Annotated in this window: 1 protein-coding gene; it reads left to right on the forward strand. The window is 67.8% G+C overall.

The window, feature by feature from the left end; translation table 11 throughout:
• The coding region (locus DBR18_RS30070; protein ID WP_256589008.1) for a cation:proton antiporter at positions 1-304 on the forward strand (304 nt) is incomplete at both ends.

Below are 304 nucleotides of genomic sequence, written 5' to 3' on the forward strand. Positions count from 1 at the left end.
GATGAACGATGCGTCGGGTCTGGTGACGTTCAAGTTCGCCCTCGCTGCGGCGGTGACCGGGGTGTTCTCGCTGGCCAATGCCAGCCTGACCTTCGTGCTGGTGGCAGTGGGGGGATTAGCCGTCGGCGTCGCGCTGAGCTGGCTGGTCGGGCGTTTGCGCGCGTGGATGATCGCTCGCGGCTGGGACGACCCGGCCACCCACGTGGTGTTCATGTTGCTGCTGCCGTTCGCCGCCTATGTGCTGGCCGAACGGCTGGGCGCCTCGGGCATTCTTTCGGCGGTGGCGGCGGGCATGATGCAGAGC

Origin of the sequence: Pseudomonas sp. HMWF021 (genome assembly GCF_003061005.1) — a bacterium.
In the GTDB taxonomy this organism is placed as follows: domain Bacteria; phylum Pseudomonadota; class Gammaproteobacteria; order Pseudomonadales; family Pseudomonadaceae; genus Aquipseudomonas.